This is a genomic window from Anabaena sp. CCY 9910 (assembly GCF_963920875.1).
Classification (GTDB): domain Bacteria; phylum Cyanobacteriota; class Cyanobacteriia; order Cyanobacteriales; family Nostocaceae; genus Trichormus; species Trichormus variabilis.
This window is the reverse complement of the sequence record NZ_CAWUDJ010000146.1, coordinates 1-248: the sequence shown is the minus strand read 5'-3', so window position 1 is coordinate 248 and position 248 is coordinate 1. Positions and strand designations below refer to the sequence as shown.

Genomic DNA, 248 nt, shown 5'->3' with positions numbered 1-248 from the left:
ACAACGGCCTGCTGGGCTTCCATGACCACGGTTCGGCCAGCCGCGCCAACGTGACCAACAACGGCAATCTGTTCTTCTTCGACAACAGCACCGCCGGCAGCGCCACGATCACCAACACGTCCCGCGTCAACTTCCTGGGCCACGCCGACGGCGGCAGCGCGAAGCTCATCAACGGGGCGGGCGCCATCGTCGATTTCAGCCAGAGCATCGGCGTGGCGGGCGACGGCACGCTGTCGATCGGCCAGCTC

At 66.5% G+C, this 248-nt stretch carries 1 protein-coding gene; it reads left to right on the top strand.

The window, feature by feature from the left end:
- On the top strand, positions 1 to 248 hold a 248-nt coding region (locus ACM5QX_RS29635), incomplete at both ends, for a hypothetical protein (protein ID WP_414756773.1).